Annotated in this window: 17 protein-coding genes; 4 read left to right on the top strand and 13 right to left on the bottom strand. The window is 67.0% G+C overall.

Translation table 11 applies throughout. The annotated features are described in order from the left end of the window. Nucleotides 1-77 precede the first annotated feature (77 nt). From NUW81_RS10310 to NUW81_RS10325, 4 genes are all read right to left on the bottom strand, one after another. On the bottom strand, nucleotides 78-1,091 hold the full coding sequence (locus NUW81_RS10310; protein ID WP_245112988.1) for a polyprenyl synthetase family protein: 1,014 nt from the start codon (nucleotides 1,089-1,091) through the stop codon (nucleotides 78-80). A gap of 10 nt (nucleotides 1,092-1,101) precedes the next feature. Continuing rightward, nucleotides 1,102-2,421: a sensor histidine kinase gene (locus NUW81_RS10315; RefSeq protein WP_245113786.1), complete on the bottom strand. Its 1,320-nt coding sequence runs from the start codon at nucleotides 2,419-2,421 to the stop codon at nucleotides 1,102-1,104. 64 nt (nucleotides 2,422-2,485) lie between these two features. After that, complete coding sequence (locus NUW81_RS10320; protein WP_245112991.1) at nucleotides 2,486-3,163, bottom strand: response regulator; 678 nt, start codon at nucleotides 3,161-3,163, stop codon at nucleotides 2,486-2,488. Between the two features lie 119 nt (nucleotides 3,164-3,282). Further along, nucleotides 3,283-3,606: a PepSY domain-containing protein gene (locus NUW81_RS10325; protein ID WP_245112993.1), complete on the bottom strand. Its 324-nt coding sequence runs from the start codon at nucleotides 3,604-3,606 to the stop codon at nucleotides 3,283-3,285. A gap of 125 nt (nucleotides 3,607-3,731) precedes the next feature. Between NUW81_RS10325 and NUW81_RS10330 the strand changes: the two genes are divergently transcribed. Then, on the top strand, nucleotides 3,732-5,516 hold the full coding sequence (locus tag NUW81_RS10330; RefSeq protein ID WP_245112996.1) for an ABC-F family ATP-binding cassette domain-containing protein: 1,785 nt from the start codon (nucleotides 3,732-3,734) through the stop codon (nucleotides 5,514-5,516). Here NUW81_RS10330 and NUW81_RS10335 read toward each other — a convergent pair. The 3 genes from NUW81_RS10335 to prsK all read right to left on the bottom strand — a co-directional run bounded on the left by NUW81_RS10335 (nucleotide 5,513) and on the right by prsK (nucleotide 11,555). Further along, nucleotides 5,513-8,014, bottom strand: a complete 2,502-nt coding sequence (locus NUW81_RS10335; RefSeq protein WP_245112998.1) for an SGNH/GDSL hydrolase family protein — start codon at nucleotides 8,012-8,014, stop codon at nucleotides 5,513-5,515. The genes NUW81_RS10330 and NUW81_RS10335 overlap by 4 nt on opposite strands. Before the next feature lie 89 nt (nucleotides 8,015-8,103). After that, nucleotides 8,104-9,474: a PEP-CTERM-box response regulator transcription factor gene (prsR, locus tag NUW81_RS10340; RefSeq protein ID WP_245113000.1), complete on the bottom strand. Its 1,371-nt coding sequence runs from the start codon at nucleotides 9,472-9,474 to the stop codon at nucleotides 8,104-8,106. Beyond that, nucleotides 9,471-11,555 (bottom strand): XrtA/PEP-CTERM system histidine kinase PrsK, encoded by a 2,085-nt coding sequence (gene prsK / locus NUW81_RS10345; protein WP_245113003.1) that lies wholly within the window; start codon nucleotides 11,553-11,555, stop codon nucleotides 9,471-9,473. The genes prsR and prsK overlap by 4 nt, the downstream gene beginning before the upstream one ends. A 77-nt stretch (nucleotides 11,556-11,632) precedes the next feature. Here prsK and NUW81_RS10350 point away from each other — a divergent pair, with 77 nt between their 5' ends. After that, complete coding sequence (locus tag NUW81_RS10350; protein ID WP_245113004.1) at nucleotides 11,633-12,550, top strand: aldo/keto reductase; 918 nt, start codon at nucleotides 11,633-11,635, stop codon at nucleotides 12,548-12,550. On the opposite strand, the gene NUW81_RS10355 is transcribed toward NUW81_RS10350, so the two are convergent. Genes NUW81_RS10355 through NUW81_RS10370 form a run of 4 tightly spaced genes read right to left on the bottom strand, consistent with a single transcriptional unit; the run spans nucleotide 12,547 to nucleotide 16,031 of the window. After that, nucleotides 12,547-13,275 (bottom strand): energy transducer TonB, encoded by a 729-nt coding sequence (locus NUW81_RS10355; RefSeq protein ID WP_245113005.1) that lies wholly within the window; start codon nucleotides 13,273-13,275, stop codon nucleotides 12,547-12,549. The genes NUW81_RS10350 and NUW81_RS10355 overlap by 4 nt on opposite strands. A 2-nt stretch (nucleotides 13,276-13,277) precedes the next feature. After that, a complete protein-coding gene (locus NUW81_RS10360) occupies nucleotides 13,278-14,591 on the bottom strand; it encodes an amidohydrolase (RefSeq protein WP_245113006.1) in 1,314 nt (437 codons plus the stop codon). Nucleotides 14,592-14,593: 2 nt separating this feature from the next. After that, nucleotides 14,594-15,232 carry a DUF4893 domain-containing protein gene (locus NUW81_RS10365; protein WP_245113007.1) on the bottom strand — a complete coding sequence of 213 codons (639 nt, stop codon included), beginning with the start codon at nucleotides 15,230-15,232 and terminating at the stop codon, nucleotides 14,594-14,596. A 10-nt stretch (nucleotides 15,233-15,242) separates the two neighbouring features. Further along, nucleotides 15,243-16,031: a 3-hydroxybutyrate dehydrogenase gene (locus NUW81_RS10370; protein WP_245113008.1), complete on the bottom strand. Its 789-nt coding sequence runs from the start codon at nucleotides 16,029-16,031 to the stop codon at nucleotides 15,243-15,245. A 103-nt stretch (nucleotides 16,032-16,134) separates the two neighbouring features. On the opposite strand from NUW81_RS10370, the gene ypfJ reads away from it, so the two are divergent. After that, complete coding sequence (gene ypfJ, locus NUW81_RS10375) at nucleotides 16,135-17,007, top strand: KPN_02809 family neutral zinc metallopeptidase (protein WP_245113009.1); 873 nt, start codon at nucleotides 16,135-16,137, stop codon at nucleotides 17,005-17,007. Between the two features lie 39 nt (nucleotides 17,008-17,046). Beyond that, nucleotides 17,047-18,036, top strand: a complete 990-nt coding sequence (locus NUW81_RS10380; RefSeq protein ID WP_245113010.1) for a hypothetical protein — start codon at nucleotides 17,047-17,049, stop codon at nucleotides 18,034-18,036. On the opposite strand, the gene NUW81_RS10385 is transcribed toward NUW81_RS10380, so the two are convergent. Both NUW81_RS10385 and NUW81_RS10390 read right to left on the bottom strand, forming a co-directional pair. After that, nucleotides 18,033-18,494 (bottom strand): GNAT family N-acetyltransferase, encoded by a 462-nt coding sequence (locus NUW81_RS10385; protein ID WP_245113011.1) that lies wholly within the window; start codon nucleotides 18,492-18,494, stop codon nucleotides 18,033-18,035. The genes NUW81_RS10380 and NUW81_RS10385 overlap by 4 nt on opposite strands. Beyond that, nucleotides 18,491-19,489: an NADP-dependent oxidoreductase gene (locus NUW81_RS10390; protein ID WP_245113012.1), complete on the bottom strand. Its 999-nt coding sequence runs from the start codon at nucleotides 19,487-19,489 to the stop codon at nucleotides 18,491-18,493. Before NUW81_RS10390 ends, NUW81_RS10385 begins: the two co-directional genes overlap by 4 nt. Between the last annotated feature and the right edge of the window lie 121 nt (nucleotides 19,490-19,610).

Genomic DNA, 19,610 nt, shown 5'->3' on the forward strand with positions numbered 1-19,610 from the left:
GCGATACGCCTTCCCCAAGGGGGGCAAACTTGCGGTCCGGCTCCACCCGCTCGCGGGGCCGGACCGCATTTTTATGCTCAGTAGGCGCGGGCGACCGCGAAGTTGGCGGCCTCGACCATCGCGCGGCGGGCATTGCTGTCGGGGAAGATGTTGAGCGCATCGACGGCGCGACGGGCAAAGCTGCGCGCGGCTTCCATCGTGTCGTCGAGCGCGCCGGTTGCCCGCATCAGCGAGACGGCATGGGCGAGGTCCTCGTCGCTCGTCCGGCTGCCCTGCATGGCGGCCTTCCAGAAAGCGCGGTCCTCGGCCGAGCCGCGGGCATGGGCGAGGATGACGGGTAGCGTCATCTTGCCGTCGCGGAAATCATCTCCGAGGCCCTTGCCCATCGTGGCCTCGTCGCTGGTGTAATCGATCGCATCGTCGATCAGCTGGAAGGCGATGCCGAGATTGCGGCCATAGGCCTCGAGCGCGGCCTCGGCTTCCTCGCCCGCTTCGGCGACGACGGGGGCAACCTGGCAGGCGGCGGCGAACAGCGCGGCGGTCTTGGCGCCAATGATGTTCAGATACTCGTCTTCCGACGTCTCGATACGGCGCTGGGCGGTGAGCTGGTCGACCTCGCCCTCGGCGATGACCGCGCTGGCGTGGCTGAGGATCTTGAGGACCTTGAGGCTGCCGTCCTCGACCATCAGTTCAAAGGCGCGGCTGAAGAGGAAGTCGCCGACCAGTACGGTAGCGGGATTGCCCCAGATGAGGTTGGCGGCGCGCTTGCCGCGGCGCATTTCCGAGCCGTCGACGACATCGTCGTGAAGGAGCGTCGCGGTGTGGATGAACTCGACCGCGGCGGCCAGCTTGTGATGGCGTGCGCCCGGATAGTCGAGCAGCCGTGCAGCGGCCAGCGTGAGCATAGGCCTGAGCCGCTTGCCGCCGCCCGCGATGAGATGTCCCGCAAGCTCGGGGATCAGCGCGACCTTCGACTGCATGCGGTCGAGGATGATCGCGTTGACGGCGTTCATGTCCTCGGCGACGAGGCCGATCATGGGCTCGAGCGAGGGCGTGGAATCGGGGCGGAGCGGCGTGACGTTTCCGGTCATGGCACGCCCCCTAGCTTGTCTCGAGCACGGCGGGAAGGGAAAGCCGCGCGAGGAGGCCGCCGAGGTCCTCGCTCTCGGAAAGCGCGACGGTGCCACCATAGATTTCGGCGACGTCGCGCACGATGGCGAGCCCGAGGCCCGAGCCCTGCTTGCCGGTGGTATCGAGCCGGGCACCGCGCGCGAAGATCGCGTCGCGCTGGTCCTTGGGGATGCCGGGCCCGTCGTCCTCGACCAGGATGTCGACGACAGGTGCTGAAGCTTCGATCGTCACGAAGACACGCCCGCCTCCATATTTGGCGGCATTCTCGACGAGGTTGCCGAGCATCTCGTCAAGGTCCTGCTTCTCGACGCGAACGCAGGCTTCGCGGTCGCCCGCAACATCGACGGTGACGCCGTCGTAGAGGCGCGTGACGGCGCGTTCGATCGGGTCGAGGCTGGTCGCGACATGGGCCCGCGCCTGCGCCGAGGCGCGGCGGCCGATGGCGCGGGCGCGGGCGAGATGGTGGTCGACCTGGCGGCGCATCACGGTCGCCTCGCGGCAGACGATCTCGTCGAGGTCGCTCTCGCGCGCGGTGGCGGCATTGGTGATCACGGTGAGCGGGGTCTTCAGTGCATGGGCAAGGTTGCCGGCGTGGCGACGGGCCTCCTCGGCCTGCGCCTCGTTATGCGCGAGCAGTTCGTTGATCTCGTCGACGAGCGGGGTGATCTCGCGCGGGAAATCGTCGGTGATCCGCTGTTTCTCGGCGGTGCGGATCTCGACCACGGCGCGGCGGACCCGCCGTAGTGGCCACAGGCCGTAGATGGTCTGGATCCCCGCCATGATGAGCAGTCCGAGGCCGAGGACGGCGAAGGAGCGGATGAGGGTCGAGCGCAGTTCCTCGATCTGCTCGTCGAGCTGCTCGCGGCTCTCGGCGACCTGGAAGCGCCAGCGCACGTCGCTGTCGGGAAGGATGATGTCGCGCTCGACGATGCGCAGTGGTTCGCCCTCGAACTCGAAGCTGTCGCGGACATGCACGTCGAGATCGCTGTGCGAGACTTGCGTGGCGAGGCGCCGGTCCCAGAGCGAGCGTGAGGCGAAAGTGTCGGCACCCTCGCCCGAGATCTGGAAATAGCGGCCCGAGTAGATTTCAAGGAAGCGCTGGTCGGCGGGTGGACGGTTGAAGCGCACCTCGCCATCGGGGCCGATCTCGGAGGCCGCGATCATGGCGTTGAGGACATATTCGAGCTGGCCGTCAAAATTGTCGACGATCGAGCGCGTCAGGATGCGGTCCAGCGCATAGCCGCCGATGAGCAGCAGCACCGCGATCCACAGCGCGGCGATGCCGATCATGCGGCGGGTCAGCGATTCGCGCCGTTCACGCCGCACGCCCGGAAGGATGTCCCCCAGCGGAGGCTCAGCCGTCGTCACGATCCTCGGGGTCCTCGAGGCTGTAGCCCAGCCCGCGAATGGTGGTGATCGTCTCCGAGCCGAGCTTCTTGCGGATGCGCGTGACGAACACCTCGATGGTGTTCGAATCGCGGTCGAAATCCTGGTCGTAGATATGCTCGATCAGCTCGGTCCGGCTAACCACCTTGCCCTTATGGTGCATGAGGTAGCTGAGGAGCTTATACTCCTGCGCCGTGAGCTTCACGGGCTCGCCATCCTTGGTGACCTTGCCCGAGCGGGTGTCGAGACGGATCTCGCCCGCTTCGAGCACCGAGGAGGCATGGCCCGCCGAACGGCGGATCAGCGCGCGCAGCCGGGCGATCAGCTCTTCGGTCTGGAAGGGCTTGGCGAGATAGTCGTCGGCGCCGGCATCGAGGCCGGCGACCTTGTCCGACCAGCTGTCGCGCGCCGTCAGGACGAGGACGGGCATGTCCTTCCCGCCCTTGCGCCACTTGTTGAGGATGGTGAGGCCGTCCATCTCGGGCAGGCCGAGGTCGAGCACGACCGCGTCATAGCTCTCGCTCTCGCCGAGGAAGTGACCGTCGACGCCATCGGTGGCGAGATCGACGGCATAGCCGGCGCCTTCGAGCGTGGAGCGCAGCTGGCGCCCGAGATTGGGTTCGTCTTCGACGATGAGGATTCGCATCTTTTTCCCGTTTTTCCCTGTTCCACCTCGTTCAACCCTTCATGGCATGAACGGTTGCTTGACGCCACCGTAACGACGGGAACGTGCAGCAGGAAGATCTCTGGAAAAAAGGAGGGGCGCTAGCGGTTCGAGGTGCCGACGACGCGGCCGGTGCGCGGGTCGACATCGACCCACACGAGGCGACCGTCGCGGACGAACTTCAGGCGATAGACATTGCCGCGCATCTCGGGGCCGAGATACTGGAAACCACGCATGCGCGGTACCACGCGCTGCTCGAGCAGCGGCAGCGGCATCGCATTGCCGTTGCGGGCCTTGTCATAGGCACGGTCCTGGTCACGCTCCGCGCGGGGCGGCTCGGGCTGGAACGCACCAAGGGCCGCCGCGGGGGTCGCAAGCAGGGTGGCCGCGCCAAAGGCGGCGAGAAGGGAAGTTCGTACACGCATCACTGATTTGTCCTCGGCCTCCCTCCTAGGGTCGGGGCATTGAATGATGTGTGAATGGCATGCTTTTCGCGCGTTCAGGAACAAAGATGACGGGAGGCCGCGGAAAGGCTAGGCGCTGTGACAATATGGCACCACCGATTCTCAGCCTCGAAGACGTCCGGCTCCATCATGGCGACGGCATCCTGTTCCAGGACCTCACGCTCCACGTCGGCCCCAAGGACCGGCTCGCGCTGATCGGGCGCAACGGCGCGGGCAAGACCACGCTGTTCCGCACCATCATGGGCGATGTGGAACTGGACGCGGGTAGCCGCACGGTGATGCCCGGCGTCAATATCGTCTGGCTCCAGCAGGACCCCGACATGAGCGGGCACGAGCGGTTGATCGACTGGGCGACGAGCGGTGAGCGGGCTCCGCCAGCCCATGCGATCGAGGCCATCGCGCAGCAAATGGGCGCCGACCTCGACCGCGAGGCGAAGACCGCGAGCGGGGGCGAACGCCGCCGCGCCGCGCTGGCGCGCGCATTGGCGAGCGAGCCCGACCTGCTGCTGCTCGACGAGCCGACCAACCACCTCGACCTCGGCGCGATCGAATGGCTCGAGGATTGGCTTGGACGCTACAATGGCGCCTTCATCGTCATCAGCCATGACCGCTCGTTCCTGAAGCGGCTGACGACCAGCTGTATCTGGCTCGACCGCCGCACCCTGAGGCGTGCCGAGATCGGCTATGGCGGGTTCGACAAATGGACCGAGGAGGTGCTTGAGGAGGACCGGCGACGTCTCGAGAAGCTCGACGAGAAGCTGCGGCAGGAAACCGAGTGGCTGCACAAGGGTGTGACGGCGCGGCGCAAGCGCAACCAGGGCCGCCTTCGCCAGCTGTTCGAACTGCGCGCCCAGCGTGCCGCGATGATCGGCATGCAGGGTACCTCGGCACTCGGCCTCGCCAAGGACGAAGTGAAGACCAAGACGGTGATCGATGCCGAAAATGTCACCAAGCGCTTCGGCGAGCGGACGATCATCGACGACTTCAGCCTGCGGGTGCAGCGCGGCGACCGGATCGGCATCGTCGGCGCCAATGGCGCGGGCAAGACGACGCTCCTCAGGATGCTGACGGGCGAGCTTGAACCCGACGAGGGCAAGGTCAACCTTGCCAAGACGCTGTCGGGGATCGTCGTTGACCAGCAGCGCAAGCTCCTCGACCCCAAGAAGAAGGTACGCGACATCCTCGCCGAGGGCGGCGACTGGATCGAGGTGCGCGGCACCAAGAAGCACATCAAGGGCTATCTCAAGGAATTCCTGTTCGACCCGGGCCTGTCCGAGGCGCTCGTCGGCACGCTGTCGGGGGGCGAGCGGCACCGCCTGCTGCTGGCGCGCGAATTCGCCCGCGAGAGCAATTTGCTCGTGCTCGACGAGCCGACCAACGATCTCGACATGGAGACGCTCGACCTCTTGCAGGAAGTGATCGCCGACTATCAGGGCACCGTGCTGCTGGTCAGCCACGACCGCGACTTCCTCGACCGCACGGTGACGATCACGCTCGGCCTCGATGGCTCGGGCACGGTCGATGTCGTGGCGGGCGGCTATGAGGACTGGGCCAAGCGCCGCAAGGACAGGAAAAGCGGGGCGAAGAAGGCGAAGAAGAGCGGTGCTGCCTCCAAGCCCGCGCCGAGCACCCGCGCGGTGAAACTCAGCTACAAGGACCAGCGCGACTTCGACCGGCTGCCGAGCGAGATCGAGAAGCTGGAGACCGAAATGGTCGAGATCGAGACCGCGCTGGCCGACCCCGAGCTCTTCTCCGCCGACCCCGACCGCTTTGCCGCGCTCACGCAGAGCCTCGAGGACAAGCGCGCGGAGAAAGACGCGGCCGAAGAGCGCTGGCTCGAGGTCGCGGAGAAGGCCGAAGGGCTCGGCTAGGCCAGCGGCGCGCCATCTGGTGCCGCGAGTGCCAGTTCGACCGGATCAAAGGGCATGATCATCATGTCCGCGATGCCGTTGTCGGCTTCCGCGACGACGGGCATGGCGCTTTCCGCATCGGACTCGCTGCGCGCGGTGAGCGCAGCGAGCAATGCCTCGACCGGATCGCCATCAACCTCCACCAGCGCCTCCACGAGAACGGCGGCCAGGTCGGCATCGCCTGTCATGGGGGCCGCCATCATCACGCCGTCGCCGAAATCGGGAGGTGCGATATGCTCGGCCGGCATCGGCAAGTCGGATGCATCGGGGAGGGGTGGTAGCGCGACTTCCTCCACCACCGGCACCAGTGTCGCGGACGTTTCTGCGAGGCCGTGGGCCGACCGCGCGCTTTCGACCGTCACGCTCTCGGCGGCAACCGGAGAGGCAAATTTCACCACATCGCTTGTTGCCATCGTCAGCGGTGGCAGTTCGGCGGCCTGCGGGGTCGGCGACGACATCACATAGGTGTCGTGGCTTTCCGCGCTGTCGGCCACTTCCATCGCCACGACCGCGAAGGCGGTGAGGCCGAGCGGGGAGGCGAGCAGGGAGTTGGCGGTCAGGTTGTTCCTGCCACCCTTCGGACCGCCGCCACCCTTGGATCCGCCGCCGCCGCCCTTGGTGGCGCCGAAGCTGACCTCGGCGACCTCGCCGCCCGAACGGTAGAGGAAGGTCGCGGCACTGACACCGACCTCGGCGATGGCGACCCATTCGTCGCCGCCACCGTCGAGATCGACCTCGACCTGCCCGCCCGCGATCCGCAGATAGCCGGCCGACACGGGGTCGACGCCCGCCTCGAGCGACAGCAGCGTGCCAACGTCGATGCGGTCCTCGCTGCCATAGTCGAGGATGCGGTCGACCCCGTCGCCATCGAGCACGAAAATGTCTTTCCCGCGCCCGCCGAACATCTCGTCTTCGCCGCCGCCGCCGTCGATGCGGTTGTTTCCCGCATTGCCCTGGATGAGCTGGTCGAAGCCGTTGCCGGTGAGATCGATCGACGCCTTGCCCTTGTCATTGGCCGTCTCGAGTACCTCGATCTCGCTGCCCCCAGCGAGCGCGTAATCGACGCTCGCGCGCACGACATCGGTGCCGACCCCGCCCTCGGCCTCGAGCACCAACGTGGTGGAGGATGAGACGACATAGCTGTCGCCGCGGCCCATTGCCGCACCGCCGACCGCGGCGGCGAGCAGGACATAATCGCCCGTCACCATCCCCACCGCATCGAGGGTCAGCGCGTAGGTGCCCGATTGCGCGACAGTGACGGCGAGATGGGCATCGAAACCCGCCCCGCTGTCGTCATCGCCCGCCGACAGCCCAGCGCCCGACAGGAAGAGGATCGGGTCGGCGAGGCTGCCTGTGATACCCAGCGAACTCATGCCGAGCATGTCGAACGCATAGTCGGTGTCCGCGACGAGGAGGACGTCCACGGTCGTCGTCGCCCCGGCCACGTCGAGCGAGCCTGCGACGAGCGCCTGCGGCGCCTCCATCGGCAGGATCTCGATCCATTCGGTCCCCGCCATCTGCGCCATCATCAGCGAGCCGGCGATGGCATGCACCTGCGCGGTCGGGTGGATGTCGTCGAAGAAGACGAGGTCGCGATAGGTGAGGAAGTTGTTGGCGAGCTCGGCCGGATCGAGCCCGTAAAGCCCCGCCAGCGTCGGCAGGATGAGCGACAGAGCACCGAGCTGGCCGACATTGTCGGTCAGCGGCGCATAGGTGACATTGGCGCCGCGCGCCTCGAGGTCGGGGACCACCACCGTGCGGATGAGGAAGTCGAGGTAGAGACTGTATTCGGTCGCCGCGTCCGCGCGCGCCTGCTCGTCGGGATCAAGCACGCCGTTGCGGTTATAGTCATATTCGGGGACCACGCCGATGTCGGCGACGCCCGAGATGAGCATGTCGACCGCGCCGTCGCGCACCAGCTGGCCGAGATGCTTGAGCATGTCGGCGATGATGTCGTCGATCCGCGCATAGGCTTCGGACGGCGGCGTGATCGTGCCATTGTCGGGAACGAGGCTGCGGATGTCATTGCCGCCCAGCGTGACGATGATGAGCGCATCAGACGGGATGTCATTATCGAGCGCGTCCTGCAGCGCATCGACCTGGTCCGACAGGTCGAGGACGGCCTCGTCGCCCTTCAGCACCTGCGCGCCGCCATAAGCGAAGTTGAGCGCATTTCCGACGGGATCGGGCTCGAAGGGCGCGATCGGGATACCGAGCCACGGATCCTCGTAGCGGAAGGGGAAGGTCGGCTCGCTCACCTCGCCGGTGAACTTGTTCGAGATGAGGTCGGAGAAGGTATAGCCGTCGGTGAAGCGTCCCTCGAAATAGCCGAGCTCGGGCAGCGGGGTGCCGGCGGGCAGGGAGGCGAAGGGCAGGCCGTCATACCAATAGGCAAGCGCAAGGGCATTGCCGCTGTCGGCGAGGCTGTCGCCGATCACATAGACGCGCGCATAGGTCATGGGATGTCCCCCGAAGCGTCGCGACCCCTACATCGAGTCGCTCCGGAGAGTGTCTCTCACTATGCTTGTTAATACAATAGGTTAAGAAATCAGGCGCTGAGCTTATACTGTTTCATGAGGTCGTAGAGCGTCGGGCGGCTGATGCCGAGGAGCTTGGCCGCGCCCGAGATATTGTTGTCGGTGCGGGTCAGCGCCTGGCGGATGGCCTTGCGGTCGGCGATCTCGCGCGCGGCGCGCAGGTTGATCGGGCTCGCGCCCTCGCCGTCGCTGTTCGATTGCAGGTCGAGGTCGCCCGCGGTGACGAGCTTGCCGTCGGCCATGATGACCGCGCGTTTGATGCGGTTTTCCAACTCGCGGACATTGCCGGGCCAGGGATGCTCGTCGACCGCCTCGACCGCATCGGGGGCGAGCCCGCTGATGTTGCGCCCGAGGTCCTTGGCATATTTGCCGGTGAAATAGCGCGCCAGCAGCACGGCATCGCCGGTGCGAGCGGACAGCGGCGGGATCGGCACGACGATCTCGGCGAGGCGGTAATAGAGATCCTCGCGGAAGCTGCCCTCGGCGATCATGCCGTCGAGGTCGCGGTGGGTGGCGCAGACGATGCGCGTGTCGACATCGATCGGCTTCCTGCCGCCGATGCGCTCGATGACGCGTTCCTGGAGGAAGCGGAGAAGCTTGACCTGGAGGGGCAGGGGGATGTCGCCGACCTCGTCGAGGAACAGCGTACCGCCCTGCGCCAGCTCGATCTTGCCCGGCGTGGTCTTCACGGCGCCGGTGAAGGCGCCGCGCTCGTAGCCGAACAATTCGGCCTCGAGCAAATTCTCGGGGATGGCGGCGCAGTTGATGGCGACAAATTCGCCGCCCTTGCGCGGGCTCTGGTCATGGACCGCGCGGGCGAGCAGTTCCTTGCCGGTGCCCGAGGCGCCCAGCAGCATGACCGAGACGTCGGCCGAGGCGACGCGCTCGATAGTGTGGGCGACCTTGAGCATTTCCGGCGATGCCGAGACGATCGAGCCCAGCACCGTCTGGCTGTCGTTGGCGGTCGCCTCGAGGCGGCGGTTCTCGCTCTCGATCTCGTGCAGCTGGAAGGCGCGTTTCACGATATGGCCGAGCTCGTCGATGTCGACGGGCTTGCGGTAGAAGTCGTAGGCGCCGTTGGCGATGGCCTTGAGGGCACTCTCGCGCGCGCCATGGCCCGAGGCGACGATGACCTTGGTGTCGGGCTTCAATGCAAGGATTTCGGACAGGGTGGCGAAACCCTCGCTGGTGCCATCGGGATCGGGCGGCAAGCCGAGGTCGAGCGTGACCACGGCGGGCTCGTGGAGGCGCAGGAGGTCGATCGCCTGCTGGCGGCTCGTGGCCGCGACGACTTCATAGTCCTCATAGGCCCATTTCAACTGGCGCTGCAGGCCCTCGTCATCCTCGACGACGAGCAGGATCGGGCGGGTCGGCTTGGTCATGCGGATTTCCTCAATTCCCCGGGCGCGGCGGCGGCGAGGCGGATGGTGAAGCGGGTACCCTCTCCCGCGCGGGATTCGACATCGAGGCGGCCCCCCATGGCGAGGATCAGCGCGCGCGCCTCATAGGCGCCGATGCCGAAACCCCCGTCCTTGGTGGAGGCGAAGGGTTCGAACAGGCGCGAGCGGACGAAGTCGGGATCCATGCCGTGCCCCTCGTCGATGACGTCGATGACGACGTCGCCGTCGTCGCCGCCGATGCGGACGATGACAGGCTTGTCCTTGGAGCTGGCATCGATGGCATTCTGGACGAGATGGCCGATCGCCTGTTCGAGGCTGGCGGCATCGGCCACCGCCCAGCGCTCGCGATCGCCGAGAAGGCGGACGTCATGGTCCGCGCGCTTGGCGGCGATGGCGAAGGAGAGGACATCGTCGAGGCGGGTAGCGCGTGCCTTCTTGTCGGGGCGGGTGCCTTGCGGTGCGAGGCGGGCGAGGAGGTCGTTCATCTTCGCCACCGAGCTCTTGAGCGTGGCGACCATGTCTGCGCGGAACTCGGGGTTGTCGGCATGGCGCTCGGCATTACGCGACAGGAGCGACAACTGGCTGACGAGATTCTTGATGTCGTGCATGATGAAGGCGAAGCGGCGGTTGAATTCCTCGAACCGCTGGGCCTTGGCGAGCGCTTCCTGGCTGACCTTTTCGGCGAGCGCGCTGGCCGCCTGCCGTCCCGCGGTGCGCAGGAGGTCGAAATCCTCCCAGTCGAGCGGACGGCTGTAATCGGGCTGGGCGAGGAGGACGAGGCCGATCAGCTGGCGGTCGGCGAGCAGCGGGATGGCGACATAGGCCTCGTCGCGCTCGAGCAGCCATGAGGGCGGACCGGCGGCGCGGTCGCGCGGGTCGCCCCAGCCTTCGCGAAGGCCGTTGAGTTCGAGGATGCGCGTCTCGGCGACGACATGCTCCCAGAAGGGCGCTTCGCGCTCGTTGGTGAAGACCCCGGCGGGCGGATCGACGAGGCGCGCGCCCCAGTTCCAGACGCCGCCAGCGCGCAGCCCCTCATGCTCGTCGCGCACGAGGAGGACGCCGCCCGGCGCATCGAGCATGTCGGCAAAGGCGCGCACGATGCGGGCACCCAATGCGCCGCGCTCGCCTTCGTCGCCGCCGATCGTCTCGGTAAAGCGCAGCCATTCGGTGCGATAGTCGTAGCGATGCTCGAAGAAATGCTTGGCGATCTTGACCTTGGCCCAGGCGCGCGCGCGGCTCGAGGGGAGGATCGCCATCGCGCCGACGACGAGGATGGTGAGCAGCGTGACCGCGACCCCGCCCGCCACTTCGCCGCCTTCCTCGCGCATCACGGTGGCGAGCACCGCCATGACCGCGAAATAGGCGCAGATGCCGAGGAGCGAGAGCGACTGGAAGGTCGCCGCGCGGCTCATCCGGAAGCGCCATGCGACGTCCGAGCGCGCGCCGAGGGCGAACAGCGGACCGGCGGCGGCGACCGCGAGTCCGCGCCAGTCGCCCACCGCGGCCCCGAGTTCGGGCGAGAGATAGGCGATGGTGTAATAGTTGAGGTCGTAGAGCCAGATCCAGGCGAGCGCGAGCATGGCATAGCGCATGGTCGAGCGACTGCCCGGCTCGGCCTGCCCATAGAAGTTATGGACGAGGACAAGACCGCCCGCGGCCCCGAGGATGTGCAGGAGGTTGAGCGTGGTCGACACGGTCGCGAGGTCCATGTCTGCAGGAGCGAGCGGGGGGACGATCACGGTCACTAGCTGGAGGCCGAGCACGCCTGCGACCGAGGCATAGACGAGCTTCAGCCCCTTCTGGCGCCGGTCGGGCTCGCCGCTGGTCGCGAGGCTGTGGAGGAGGCCGATCCAGACGAGGTTGCGCAAGGTCTCTGCCAGTCCCGTCAGCACGTCGGCGGCGCCCAGCGCATCGAGCCAGGCCCAAAGGCTGGTCAGCGCGAAGGCGCCGATGAGCGTGCGCTGTGCGGCCGTGCGCGGGCCCTTGAAAAGCTGCCACGCGACGAGCAGCGCGAAGAGGATCGCCGCGAGATAGGAGCTGTAATGGGCCTCGGGGAACGACATCAGCGGGCCAAACCTTCTGTCAATGATACCGACATGGCCCCACTGTCGGAAAAATTTACAAAGATAAGGTGAACGACATGGCAAGCATCGACGTCGGCAAGGTCGCGCCCCTCGCACTCGGCGGCAATGTCTTCGGTTGGACCGCCGACGAGGCAGTTAGCTTCCGTCTGATGGACGGGTTTGTCGCCGCGGGCGGGCAGATGATCGACACCGCCGACAGCTATTCGGCCTGGGTACCGGGGCATGTCGGCGGCGAGAGCGAGACGGTGATCGGCAAGTGGCTCAAATCCTCGCGCAAGCGCGACGAGGTGGTGATCGCCAGCAAGGTCGGTTTTCTCGAGGGCCTCGCGCCCGAGGTGGTGGCGAAGGCCTGCGATGCTTCGCTGAAGCGTCTCGGCACCGATATCGACCTCTATTACCTCCACACCGATGACCAGAAGGTGCCGCTGGCCGACAGCCTCGGCGCCTTCGATGCATTGGTGAAAGCGGGCAAGGTCCGCGCCATCGGCCTGTCGAATTTCACGCCCGGGCGTATCGACGAGGTGATGGCGACCTGCGAGGCCGAGGGACTGACGAAGCCCGTCGCACTCCAGCCGTGGTACAATCTTGTCGAACGCGCGCGCTATGAGGACGAGCTCGAGGCCTGCGTGCGCAAGCACGACCTGGCGGTCTTCACCTATTACAGCATCGCCAACGGCTTCCTCGCCGGCAAATACCGCTCGAAGGACGATCTTTCGAAAAGCCCGCGGGGGCTGCGCAACATCGCCTATCTCGAGGGCAGGGGGCCGAAGGTGCTCGAGGCGATGGACGCGATCGCGGGCGAGACGGGCGCGCCGCTCGCCACCATCGCGCTGGCGTGGCTCGGCTCGCGCCCGACCGTCACCGCCCCCATCGCCAGCGCGACGAGCCTCGCGCAACTGTCCGAGCTGACCGCGAGCCTGACGCTTGAGTTAAGCGAGGCGCAACTCGCCGCGCTCGACGCGGCCAGCGCCTAGTCGGCGATCCGCCAGGAGATGGTCGTCCAGCTTCGCCCCTCCACGGCGTTGCCGGACGCATCGCGTGCGGGGTCGTAGCGCAGGCGCTGCGTGGCGAGGCGGCAGGCGGCTGCGTCGAGCACGTCCGAGCCGCTGCTCGTGGTCACCGCGCAATCCTTCACGCGACCATCGTTGCCCACTGTCCACGTCATCGTCACGTTGCCCTCGGCGCCCTGCCGCATGGCGACGACCGGATAATCGATCCCGCGCACCAGCGGGCGCCCGGGCAGGAGATGAAAGCCGAGCGGCCCGACCCCCGCCACGGGTGCCGACAGCGCCTCGAGCCGCTCGAGCTCGTCGAGCGCGACCCGCATGCGCGGCGCGCAGGCGTGGGCGGGGTATTCCGTGAGCGCCTGCCTGTAGGTCCGGACCGTGTCGGCGGCGAAGGCCTTGCGATAGGTCGAGGCCTCGTCATCGATGGGCAGGTCGTCGGCATAGGCATCGCAGGCCGCCGACTGGGCCTCGCTCTCGACCGGGCGCGATGGCGCGAGCCGTGCCAGCGCCGCCTTTGCGGTATCGACATGCTCGCCCTCGGGGAAGCGCCGCAGGTAGATGTCGTAGGCGTCCGCATGGTCCGCCGCCGACACCTGCGTCCAGACGGTGTCCTCGCTGCTCGTCGGCGCGGCATCATGGGGCAGCGACGCCGCTGCCTGTGCCGCGAGCAAGGCGAGGGGCGCCGCCAGCATCGCTAGCCGAGGATGTCGAGCGCCAGCAGGGTCAGCGCTTCGGTCGCGGTCGAGATGACGGCTTCGGCATCGGGCGCATAGAAGGGGCTGTGAAGGCTCGGCAGCTGGGCCGTGTCGCCGCCTGCCGCCGCCCACTTGTCGGCGGGCGTGCCGCCGACCCAGAAGATCAGGCTCTCGATGTCATTGTCGGCGCGGTAGAAGCGGCCGAAATCTTCCCCGCCCATGACCGGCGGCACCTCGGCCACGCGCGCCTCGCCGAAGCGCTCCTTGAACAGGCCGAGCGCGCGGCCCGCCAGTTCGGGGGTGTTGTAGGTGGCGGGCGTATATTCCTGGTCGCGGATGGTGACGATCGGCATCCGGTCCTCGGGCACGCCCGCGACCATCGCCTCGGCCTTGGCGATGCGCTCGATCGCCGAGAGAAGATGCGCGCGCGTCTCGTCCGAATAGCTGCGCACGGTGAGGAGGAGGTCCGCCTCGTCGGGGATGATGTTGTGCTTGGCACCCGCGTGGAAGCTCCCGACGGTGACGACCGCCGGTTCGCGCGGGTCGAGCTCGCGCGATACGATGGTCTGGAGCGCGCCGACGATGCGGCTGGCGATGACGATGGGGTCGCGCGTGGTGTTGGGGTAGGCACCATGCCCGCCAATGCCGCGCACCTTGATGTCGACGCTGTCGACATTGGCGAGCGCGAAGCCCGAACTTACGCCGACAAAGCCCGCGGGGCCCGCCGCTGCATTGTGGAAGGCGATGGCGTGGGTGGGGTGGGGGAAGCGGTCGTAGAGCCCGTCGTCGAGCATCGCCTTTGCGCCTTCGCCAATCTCTTCGGCGGGCTGGAGGATCATGACGAGCGTGCCCGACCATTCGTCTTTGCGATCGACAAGCTGGCGCGCGGTGCCGACCCAAGCGGTCATGTGGGTGTCGTGGGCACAGGCATGCATGACGCCGGTCTCGACCCCCGAGGCAGGCGCGGTGGTGACGACCTTGCTGGCGAAATCGAGCCCCGTCTGTTCGACGACCGGCAGCCCGTCCATGTCGGCGCGGATGAGAAGGGTGGGACCCTCGCCATTTTCCATGACCGCCACGACGCCGGTGCCGCCGACGCCTTCGGTGACATCGAAGCCCATGTCGCGCGCGATCCCCGCGAGCTTCGCGGCGGTCTGCGTTTCCTGGTTCGACAGTTCGGGATTGGCATGGAGGAAGCGGTAGAGCTCGATCAGCTCGGGCATGTCCTCGGCGATCCCGGCGGGCACGCCTTGTGCGGCGGCGGGGGTGGCAAAGGCGATGCTGGCGGCTGCGGCCATCAGGGAAAAGCGCATGTTCAGACCTCCGGGACGAGTTCGATGATGTCGAGGCGGCTCTCGTAGCGCGGCTCGGGAATGATAAGGCGATAATGATTGTCACCGATGCGCTGGAGCGCACCGATCATGTCGCGCTGCGGGTCGGCGCCGTAGCGCATGGCACGGTCTTCATCGCCCAGCACCAGCGTGCCGAGGAAGACCTGTCGATAGGCATCGTCGGGAAAGAGCAGCCCCACGGGGCGTTGCGAGCCGGTCAGCTTGGCGAGGCCGAAAAGATCCTCTTCGGGACGGATGCGGCAGTCAAACCAGGGATAGTCCACATAAGCGAGCGTGCCGCCACCCTGCGTGCCGAGCTTGATCGTGCGGCAGCGGAAGTCGCCCTCCGGCACCGGACCGAGGCCAAGCAGCAGGTCGGGGTCGCCGACCGCACCGAGCGCGTCGACCTGAGCGCCATAGCCCTTGTCGCGCGCCTCGGCGAGCGCGGCGCCGAAGGTCGAGCGCCAGGTGCGCAGGCGGCTTTCGTCGGCATCGCTGACGACCTGGCGCCACTCGCGGCTCTCGATCGTCTCGATGGCGGGCTGGCCCGGCAGGACGGCGCAACCAGCGAGGAGGAGCAGCGGGGCGAGGAGGGCGGCGATGCGCGGCGCGATGCAGTTCATGGGGGCGAGCCTATTGCGCGGTCCAGCCGCCGTCCATGCTGATGTTCGTGCCGGTGATCGAGGCGGCCCCGTCCGAGCAGAGGTAGAGCGCGCAGCTCGCCACTTCCTCGACCGTGACGAAGCGCTTGGTCGGCTGTGCCTTCAGGAGCACGTCGTTCATCACCTGCTCGCGGGTCAGCCCGCGCGCCGCCATCGTGTCGGGGATCTGCTGTTCGACGAGCGGCGTCCAGACATAGCCGGGCGAGATGCAGTTGACGGTGATGCCGTCCTCGGCTGTCTCGAGCGCGACTGTCTTGGTGAAGCCGGTCACGCCATGTTTTGCCGCGACATAGGCCGACTTGTTGGGGCTGGCGACGAGGCTGTGCGCGCTGGCCGTGTTGATGATCCGCCCGAAGCCCGCCTTGCGCATCATCGGGATGACAAGCCGGCTGGTATGGAACACTGCCGACAGGTTCAGGGCCATGATCGCATCCCATTTCTCTATCGGAAATTCGGCGATCGGGGCGACATGCTGCATGCCCGCATTGTTGACGAGGATGTGCGGAGTGCCGATCGCGCTGACGCAATCGGCGACCATCGAGGCGATGGCTTCGGGGTCGGTGAGGTCGGCGTCCGAATGAACCGCTTCGGCGCCCGAGCGCTTGCGCAAGTCGCCGAGGATGGCGTCGATCTCATGTTCCTTGCCGAAGCCGTTGATCATGACCGCGGCCCCGGCATCGGCGAGCGCCCTCGCGATGGCCAGCCCGATACCCGAGGTGGAGCCGGTGACAAGCGCGCATTTTCCGGTGAGGTCGGTCATTTTCTCGTCTCCCTTTCGAACAGCCATGACGTTAGCGCAACGAGGATGCAACCGCCACGGTCACCCGTCCGTTCAGGCGGGGCAAAGAGGGAGAGCATGAGCGATGCGCATCGGCGACCGTGACAGTGACAATTTCATCGACCGCACCGGCCAGCGCGGCGGCGGCATGCGCGGCGGCGGCATGTCGGCGGGTGTCTTCGCGCTGCTCGCGCGCTTCGTCTTCAACAAGTTCGGGGTCGTCGGCCTCCTCATCCTCGCGCTCGGCTATTGCGCAATTTCCGGCGGGCTCGGCGGCCTGACCGGCGGCGCGCCGCAGGGCAGCAGCAGCAGCGCCTCGGCAGGCGAGAGCACACTGACCCAGGAGGAGCTCGCGCTGCTTCGCGGCACGCTCGAGAGCACCGACGATGTGTGGGGCGACCTGTTCCGCCGCGCCGGTGCCACCTACCAGGAACCCGAACTCGTCGCCTATGAGGGCGGCACGCAGACCGCTTGTGGCTACGGGCAGGAAGTGATGGGGCCCTTCTACTGTCCGGGCGACAGCCGCATCTATATCGACCCCGACTTCTTTACCGAACTGTCGCGCCGTTTCGATGCGCCGGGCGATTTTGCCGCGCGTTATGTCATCGCGCATGAGGTCGGCCACCACATCCAGAACCTCGAAGGCACGCTCGCCAACGTCCAGCGCCAGCAGCAGCGCGTCAGCCAGACCGCAGGCAATCGCCTCCAGGTCGGCGTCGAGCTGCAGGCCGACTGTTATGCCGGCGTGTGGGCCGCGCAGACGGGGGCGATGGAGCCGGGCGATCTGGAGGAAGGGCTGCGCGCCGCCGCCGCCATCGGCGATGATGCGCTGATGGAACAGGCAGGCCGCGCGGTGCGCCCCGAAAGCTTCACCCACGGCACCTCCGCGCAGCGGATGGAAGCTCTCCGCCGCGGCCTTGCGAATGGCAATCCGGCCGACTGCGACTACGCCGGCTAGGGTCTGGCCTTACCCATCGCCGGCGCCTAGGCAGGACCCATGGAAACGACCGCGCTTCGCCGGTTTGCCCCGGCCCTGCTGATCGTCGCGCCGCTTTTACTTGTCGGCGGCGCGAGGGCCTTCACCTTCACCGACTGGGCGGCCGCAAATGCCAGCATCGCCGCGCTCCTCTTCGCCTGGGTCATCGCTGATACGCTGGGGATCGTGGCGCTCACCAAGGCGCCTCGCGACCGCGTTCGGTTGCGCGCCCTGCTCGGCGCGCTGACGCTGGCAAGCCTTGTCATCCTCGCGGGCGCGTCTGGCCCGGTGCGCGAGGCGATCCTCGCCATGCCCCCGCTGCTTGCGGCCATGGGGCTCGTTGGAACGCTCTGGGTTGGCTGGAGCTTAGGGGTCTTCGGCAAGGCGCTGCGCCGGGGAGCGAGCCTTGAAGAGAGCTTCGCGACGATCCTGCCGCCGCGGCTGGTCCACCTCGCCGCTCGCGAAAGCGCGGCGATGCGGCTGGCGCTCTTTCGCTGGCGCCTGGTCCCCGACGTCCCGGAAGGCGCGAGCGCGCATCGCTACGACCGCTATCTCGCCCCGATGCTGTGGGTCTTTCTCGGGCTGCAGGTGGTGGAGCTGGGCGTCGTCCATCTCCTCCTCATGCAATGGAGCGAGACGGTGGCCTGGGTCATGTTCGCGCTGACGATGGCGGGGATCCTGTGGTTCGTGGCGCTGATCAAAAGCATCCGCCTCAAACCGGTGCTGCTGACCGACAGTGGCATCGACGTGCGGCACGGCCTGCTCGTCGATCTCCACGTGCCTTATGACGCGATCGCCCGCCTCGGTGAGTCCTTCGATGTCGAAACGCTCAAGCAGTCCGACACGATCAATTGCGCGCTCATGTCCGCGCCCAATGTCACGATGACGCTGGCGCGGCCCGTGGCGATGACCGGAATGCTCGGCAACCAAAGACAAGTCATGCGGATCGCGCTCCGGCTCGATGCACCGGAGCTGTTCCAGCTCGAGTTACAACGCCGCCTCGCGCACTAGAGGCGTTTGATCATGCGCAGGGTTTCGGGCGCGAAATCCTGTTTCTCGTAAAATGCGAGGGCGCGCCGATTGCTCGCGAAGACGTCGAGCGCGAGGCGCTGATGCCCCTGCTCGCGGCTCCAATCCTCCGCGCCTTCCGTCAACCGCCGTGCAACGCCCTTTCCCTCGGCCTCGGGGGCCACGGCAAGCAGCGCGATATAGCCGCAGTCGTCCCCGGAAATCTCGTCCCGGCCGGACCGAACATTGACATAGCCGAGCCGCTCGCCGCTTTCCCCTAGCGCCACGAAGGTCGCCTGCTCGCCGAGCGAGGCGTCGTGTCGGCTTGCCGTGAAATCGCGCTGGAAGGCGCTTACTGCCTCGGCGTCGTGCGCGGGGGCCTCGATGACCTCGGCCAGCCGACGGTCGAGCGCCTCGATAAAGTGCGCATCGTCGGGCTGCTCGCGCCTGATGGTGATCAAAGCTTGACCAGCATCTTGCCGGTGTTGGCGCCCGAGAAGAGGCCGAGGAAGGCATCGAAGGTGCTCTCGAGGCCTTCGTGGACGGTCTCGCGGCTCTTGACCTGGCCCGACATGATCATCGGGCCCATCGCGCCGTAGAATTCTGGCATGCGCTCCATGAAGTCGGTGAAGATGAAGCCCTTCAGCTGGAGCCGCTTGCCGATCACGTACATGATGTAGCGATAGGCATAGGGATCCTCGTGATTGTAGCCGTCGATCATGCCGCATTCGGCAAAGCGCGCCTCATTGTTGGCGGTGGCGAAGGCGGCATCGAGGTGGTCGCGCCCGACATTGTCGAAATAGACGTCGATTCCCTTCTTGCCGATCTCCTTGAGCGCGGCCTTGAGGCCCTTGAGGATCGGCCCTGCCTTATAATCGACGCAGGCATCGGCGCCGAGGCCCTTCACGAAGTCGCATTTGTCGGGCCCACCCGCCGAGCCGATCACCGTCATGCCCTTGGCCTTGGCGATCTGGACCACCGCCGAGCCGACCGCGCCCGCGGCGGCGGAGACGAAGACGGTATCACCTTCCTTGGCGGAGGCCACGTCCATCAGCCCGAACCAGGCGGTGCCGCCGGTGAGGCCGAGGTTGGCGAGGAAGTGATAGGGCTCGACGCCGAGGTCGGGCAGCTTGTTGGCAGCCTTGGCGGGGATGACCGCCTCGTCGCGCCAGCCCGCCATGTGCAGCACCTTGTCGCCTTCTTCGAAGCCCTCGGCCTTCGAGGCGATCACGGTGCCGACCGCGCCGCCTTCCATCGGCTTGTCGATCTGGAAGCTCTCGAAATAGCTTTCGGTGTCGTCCATCCGGGCGCGCATATAGGGATCGACCGAGAGCCAGTCGTTGCGGACATGGATCGTGCCGTCTTCGAGCGCGGGCAGGTCATAGGCCTTGAGCGCGACGTCCTCGGTGGTGGGCTTGCCCTGCGGGCGCTGCATGAGGTGCCAGGCATTGGCCATGATATTCTCTCCTGATGGGTCGCGTTTCGCAACGAAGTAGGCGCTGCCAGCGCATAAGGAAAGGCCCGACCGTGGTGGCCGGGCCCTCCGGTGCCGACAGCAGGTCGGCTAGCCTGTTGCT

The sequence above is a fragment of the Sphingomicrobium aestuariivivum genome (genome assembly GCF_024721585.1).
Classification (GTDB): domain Bacteria; phylum Pseudomonadota; class Alphaproteobacteria; order Sphingomonadales; family Sphingomonadaceae; genus Sphingomicrobium; species Sphingomicrobium aestuariivivum.